5 protein-coding genes are annotated in these 6,205 nt (G+C 44.0%); 2 read left to right on the forward strand and 3 right to left on the reverse strand.

What is annotated here, in order from left to right:
- Window positions 1–41: 41 nt before the first annotated feature.
- The 3 genes from Q0110_RS08990 to Q0110_RS09000 all read right to left on the reverse strand — a co-directional run bounded on the left by Q0110_RS08990 (window position 42) and on the right by Q0110_RS09000 (window position 3,298).
- Window positions 42–527, reverse strand: coding sequence for an energy transducer TonB (locus Q0110_RS08990; RefSeq protein ID WP_297905830.1), 486 nt, complete (start codon window positions 525–527; stop codon window positions 42–44).
- A gap of 134 nt (window positions 528–661) precedes the next feature.
- Window positions 662–1,891: a 6-bladed beta-propeller gene (locus tag Q0110_RS08995; RefSeq protein WP_297905831.1), complete on the reverse strand. Its 1,230-nt coding sequence runs from the start codon at window positions 1,889–1,891 to the stop codon at window positions 662–664.
- A 108-nt stretch (window positions 1,892–1,999) separates the two neighbouring features.
- A complete protein-coding gene (locus tag Q0110_RS09000) occupies window positions 2,000–3,298 on the reverse strand; it encodes a hypothetical protein (protein WP_297905832.1) in 1,299 nt (432 codons plus the stop codon).
- A gap of 205 nt (window positions 3,299–3,503) precedes the next feature.
- Here Q0110_RS09000 and Q0110_RS09005 point away from each other — a divergent pair, with 205 nt between their 5' ends.
- Together Q0110_RS09005 and Q0110_RS09010 are read left to right on the forward strand one after the other, a co-directional pair.
- Window positions 3,504–4,196, forward strand: a complete 693-nt coding sequence (locus Q0110_RS09005; RefSeq protein ID WP_297905833.1) for a succinate dehydrogenase cytochrome b subunit — start codon at window positions 3,504–3,506, stop codon at window positions 4,194–4,196.
- Window positions 4,197–4,244: 48 nt separating this feature from the next.
- Window positions 4,245–6,188: a fumarate reductase/succinate dehydrogenase flavoprotein subunit gene (locus Q0110_RS09010; RefSeq protein WP_297905834.1), complete on the forward strand. Its 1,944-nt coding sequence runs from the start codon at window positions 4,245–4,247 to the stop codon at window positions 6,186–6,188.
- The last annotated feature ends 17 nt before the right edge of the window (window positions 6,189–6,205 follow it).

Consider the following 6,205-nt stretch of genomic DNA (forward strand, 5'->3'; position numbering starts at 1 on the left):
ACACAATATGGAAAGGATGTTAATTAATATTAATCTCACGTTCACTGCAATTTGAACGTGATCGGAACCGTATATTTCACGGCTACCGGCTTCCCGCCATTTGTACCCGGAGTCCAACGAGGCATTGTTTTTAAAACCCGGATAGCCTCTTTATCCAACAAAGGGGTTACGCCGCGCACGACCTTGAAGCTCCTTAACGAGCCGTCGCTAGCCACAACGAATGAGCATATCACACGACCTTGCTCCCCCTTACTCTGACTTTCCTGCGGATATTCGACATTCTTGGCTATATATTTCAGCAATTCTACGTCTCCACCCGGGAATTGAGGCATTACATCTACCACGGTAAGCACGTCCTCATCGTCTTCCGACTCAGACCCGCTCTCCTCTTTTACTTGCGTTTGCTCTTTCGTTTCCGTTACCTCCTTCGTGACGCTCTCCTCTTTCTGCTTCGAAGATTGACTGCATCCGACGCCTCCCGCTATGACAAGCAAGATGACCACCATGTTCATAATCGCCTTTTTCATTTTCAATCAGTTTTAAAGTTGTTTATTCAATCACAACATACATACAGCTCATTTATTAATGAACTTTTCGCAAATCTACGAAATAATCGTAATTTCAAAATAAAAAGGTAGTTAATTAATACTAAGAGTCAAAATTAGGATCCATGAAGTGAGTAAAATACGAGTATAGGATTCCCCTCCTCTTTCTCCAGATTCAACTCGCTAGGGATCGTAATCGTACTGAGAGATTTATATAGACTAAGCTCATAGGACGTGACAACCTGTATCAACTCATTTCCCACCACACGTCCCCAAACCGGGAAATTCCTAAAACTTCTTGTTCCTTCCATGCCATGCTGAAGATTGGCATCTGCCAATTCTTTTATAGTACTAGGCATCTCGCATTTCTCCACCAAAGCTTCTCCTGTCTTTTTATCTACAGAAGCTATATAACTACCTTGATTGTACCATAAACGGAAATAGTAATATTTTTGCGTATCAAACATTTCTTGTACAAAGATATCTCTCGGCCCTTTTTTATCTGCCTTAATATTACTAAAGTCCGTAACATCCAGAGAACGGATCACTTCCGCATCCGAATTCCTAAGATTCAGTACGCAAGCAGGGGTTATCCGATCGGCAGATACTCTAAAAACCGTATCATTACTACCCGTCTTGAACAATACGGATTGCTGAAGATCAGAATAAGTAGCCGCTATACTAATCGTAAATCCTGATTTCTCCCGGGGAACCAGAGGTGAATAAAAATCATTCTTCGTTTCTATCGTATCCCTACGCTCATCAAATATCCCAATGCCAAAAGCCCCTCCATCAAAAGTCTGAAATGGAAAAGCGACGCCCGCTAAACATCCCGGTTTAAGATAGCGTGCGTAAATGATTTGATAATCGTGCTTATACTCACGTATAAAATCACCCTCCAAAGTATATTCCAACGCACGATCGCTATTATAGAGATAGAGGCGATCATTCGGCTCGTCCGCTTGTATACAGATTAACATTCCGCTAAATTCGCCCGGACCTTGGCCTTCCTTAATTAGAGTTTTAATAAAATGTCCATTCCGGTCGAAAAGCACGATCCGGGGTTCTTTCACAGGAAGTATATAAATGTATTTACTTGTCACCGCATAGTCGTATACCCCATCAACCAACGAGGCATCATCATCGGTAACCTCCAACGGAACATATTTGACCGCCTTAATCTCATCTTTCAATTTCAATACCACAGGTTTATCGATCGCTTCCCTTATATTTGCGGTTAGAAGGGGCGCGGTATCCGTTTGAGTGGAGTTACAAGAAACCAGCAGTAAGCTGATAAAAACGAAATTTAGACTTAATAGAATTGAAGCAGATCTCACTTTTTTCATAATGTGCTTTTTTGATCACAAATATATCCCGTACGTTTTTCACGTTTTCCCAAAAACGAGAACAAAAGTGAGAACAAAGCGTTTCATGGATTGATAAGATTATAGAAATCAGAAATTTACAATAAATTCAACAAAAGTCTCCGTAGATCCCTCTTTCTTGAAAAACTTTTTGAATAACCGAGGACGAAGCACAGAACTATTATATTTCAGAACCCTTGTGATTTGATTGGCAGAAACCTCGATCTTTGTAAGCATGCAGGCTTTTAATTCCGTATCGGAGATAGCGGGATATAGTTTTTTCAGACGCAAAGTGAAATCGTTATACGCCTTATTCAAAAGTTTTTCCAACGAATCCCAATCCTCAGAGGTGATACGTACCGAATCCCGATCATGGAACTTCTCATAGACTTCCGATTTCTGTAAAAGCGCTATCGCCAACAGGCGCTTGCTTTCCTCGTTACGGATCAACTCATTACAAACCTCCAACCGTTGTTTTTCCAATTGCAAAGAAACCAACATCAACTCTTGGTCCTTCTCTGCTTTTATATTCGATATTCTTTCTTTTAGAAAGGTGACTTGACGGGCATTCTTTTGAAGAACTTTCCATCTTCGATAAAAAAGTAAACCCGAAAAAAGAATCAATCCGACAAAAAACGTATATAGATAACCTTCTTGCCGCCTTTTCTCTAGCATCAATTCCTTTTTTGATAAATCTTCCCGGATCGGTTTTGAATCATAATGTGAAGTAATTTGATAAATAGCCTCTTTCGATGATATCGCTCCGATAGAATCCCGTAGTACCTTATATTTAGCAAGTTCTGCCAACATCCTGGCTTGCCTTATCGTATCATTCAAGGCTTGGTATTTAGCGCTTGCCTTTTTAAAAAAGAATGTGGCTTTCCCATACAATTCCTGATCCGCATACAGCATTCCGACTTGGTTATACAAACGTCCCCAGAAGGCATAATCCCAACTCCCCTCCTCATAATCCAATGCCTTTAAATAGCACTCTAACGCCCGGGAAGGCAAATCCATATCCTCGTAGACCTTCCCCCGATAGAACCAAGCCTCCGGAGTACGATACTGCCCACTAGTCCCACTATAAAAATCCGTAGCGATAGTGATGATCGAATCACCGGTATGCCTTATCCCTGCTTCATCCCGAGCTTTGGTCAATAAGAGGCAATAACGGGCTTTCTCCCGGAGAGAAAATTCATCGGCCTGTTTCACGTTCCTTAGCAACTCAAACGCACTATCCGGATATTGCTGGATCAATCGCTCCGATCTGTCAAACAAAGCTCCATGCTTATCACTCCTATCCGAGAAGATTACGAGAGCGAGAACAAGAACCGTATATAACAAAATCGTGAGCAATACACTCGTGGGAAAAGGTCGGGAACGCATCATGATATTAGAATTAATACAACAAATCTATGTATTTTCTTCCTATAAAGAAAACATACCGATTTCATATCTCCCAGTCGCACGGGAAATGCTGAAATATTTCTTTAATCGTTTGCGGAATATAGGGATTTAGCATACCTTTGCGTGATAATTACATAGTTTAAGTAGAAATTTCTAAATACAATTAAATAACTTAAATTATTATCTTATGTGGTTACTTAATTCTTCTATCGGGAAGAAGCTGATAATGAGTTTATCAGGTCTCTTTCTTGTCTTGTTCTTGCTGTTCCACCTGTCGATGAACGTGGCTGCCGTATTCTCCGGATCGGCTTATAACATGGTTTGTTCGCTGTTGGGCTCTAACTGGTACGCTGTGGCAGCTACTCTCGTATTGGCCGCAGGCGTTGTGATCCACTTCGTGTACGCCATCATCCTTACCTTGCAAAACCGGAAGGCACGCGGTAACGACCGTTACGCTATCAACGCTCGTCCGAAAGGCGTGGAATGGGCATCTCAAAACATGTTTGTCCTAGGCTTGATCGTTATCCTGTTCATGTTGTTGCACTTCAGCCAATTCTGGTACAAGATGATGTTCGCCGAGTTGATCGGTCATCATGAAGTAGCATTGGGTTCAGCCATGGTATCTCCACAAGACGGAGCCGCTTTTATCAACTATTACTTCCAGGGTAATGCCGTGATCACTATCCTTTACCTGATCTGGTACGCGGCTTTATGGTTCCACCTGACTCACGGTTTCTGGAGCGCTATCCAAACTATCGGTTGGAATAACGCAGTCTGGATGAGCCGTTGGGAATGTATCTCTAAGATCGTAGCTACGGTTATTTGCGGACTTTTCGCGATCATCACCATCATCTTCTTCTTAAACGGAGTAGGTGCTTAATAGCAAGCTACAGGTTTTATAATTAAGAACTTTTGAAATTAAATCATTATGTCTGAAATAAATTCTAAAATACCTCAAGGCCCGTTGGCTGAGAAGTGGACTAATTATAAAAATCACCAAAAATTGGTGAACCCCGCAAATAAGCGTCGTTTGGATATCATCGTAGTCGGTACAGGCTTGGCTGGAGCTTCCGCCGCAGCGTCTTTGGCAGAGATGGGATTCAACGTATTGAACTTCTGTATCCAAGATTCTCCCCGCCGTGCGCACTCTATCGCCGCTCAAGGTGGTATCAACGCAGCTAAGAACTACCAGAATGACGGAGACTCCGTTTACCGTTTGTTCTACGATACGATCAAGGGTGGCGACTATCGCGCTCGCGAGGCAAACGTTTATCGTTTGGCTGAGGTTTCCAACTCTATCATCGATCAATGTGTGGCGCAAGGTGTTCCTTTCGCTCGCGAATATGGTGGTTTGTTGGATAACCGTTCATTCGGTGGCGCTCAGGTATCGCGTACATTCTATGCCCGCGGCCAGACGGGTCAGCAGCTTTTGCTGGGTGCTTACTCTGCTTTGAGCCGTCAGATCGGTTTGGGCAAGGTTAAGATGTATACCCGCCATGAGATGCTAGACGTAGTGAAGGTAGACGGCCGTGCCCGCGGTATCATCGCCCGCAACCTGATCACGGGTAAGATCGAGCGTTACGCCGCCCACGCCGTAGTTGTAGCTACAGGTGGTTACGTTAACACGTTCTTCTTGTCGACCAACGCTATGGCTTCTAACGGTTCTGCCGCATGGCAATGCTACAAGAAAGGCGCTTACTTCGCCAATCCTTGTATGGTTCAGATCCACCCGACTTGCGTACCGGTAAAAGGTGATTTCCAGTCTAAATTGACTTTGATGTCCGAGTCTTTACGTAACGACGGTCGTATCTGGGTTCCGAAAAAACTGGAAGACGCAAAGGCGTTACAGGCCGGGACAAAGAAAGGTAAGGATATTCCGGAAGCCGATCGCGATTACTACTTGGAGCGCCGCTATCCGGCCTTCGGTAACTTGGTTCCTCGCGACGTAGCGTCTCGTGCCGCAAAAGAGCGTTGCGATGCCGGCTTTGGAGTAAATAGCACAGGTTTGGCTGTATTCCTCGACTTCTCCGACGCTATCAACCGCTTAGGAAAAGAGGTCGTTAAGCAAAAATATGGAAACCTGTTCGATATGTATGAAGAAATTACAGACGATAATCCATACGAGACACCGATGATGATCTATCCCGCACTGCACTACTCAATGGGTGGTTTGTGGGTTGATTATGAGTTGATGACTTCTATACCGGGTCTGTTCGCCATTGGTGAGGCCAACTTCTCCGATCACGGAGCGAACCGCCTGGGTGCTTCCGCTTTGATGCAGGGATTGGCCGATGGTTACTTCGTATTGCCATATACGATCCAAAACTATCTGTCCGATCAAATCCAAGTTCCGCGTTTCAGCACTGATCTGCCTGAATTCGTAGAGGCCGAGAAAGCGATCAAGGCTCGTATCCAGAAATTGATGAACATCAAGGGTAAAGAGACTGTAGATTCTATCCACCGCAAACTAGGTCATATCATGTGGGAGCATATCGGTATGGCACGTGACGCGAAAGGTCTGCAAGAAGCGATCCAGATGTTGAAAGACTTGAAGAAAGAATTCTGGAGCAACGTATTCATCCCGGGAGATCCGGAAAACTTGAACACCGAGTTAGAGAAAGCGTTACGTTTGGCCGACTTCATCGAGATCGGTACATTGATGGCACACGATGCGTTGAACCGTGCCGAATCTTGTGGAGGACACTTCCGTACAGAGCACCAGACAGAAGAAGGTGAGGCCCTGCGTCATGACGACAAGTTCATGTACGTATCTTGCTGGGAATACCAAGGCGAGGATAAAGATCCGGTTATGCTGAAGGAAGATTTGAACTACGAGTTCGTTGTTCCTCAAACACGTAACTACAAGAAGTAATAATCATCAATCACAAA

This window comes from uncultured Parabacteroides sp., from assembly GCF_947855115.1.
Taxonomy (GTDB): Bacteria; Bacteroidota; Bacteroidia; order Bacteroidales; family Tannerellaceae; genus Parabacteroides.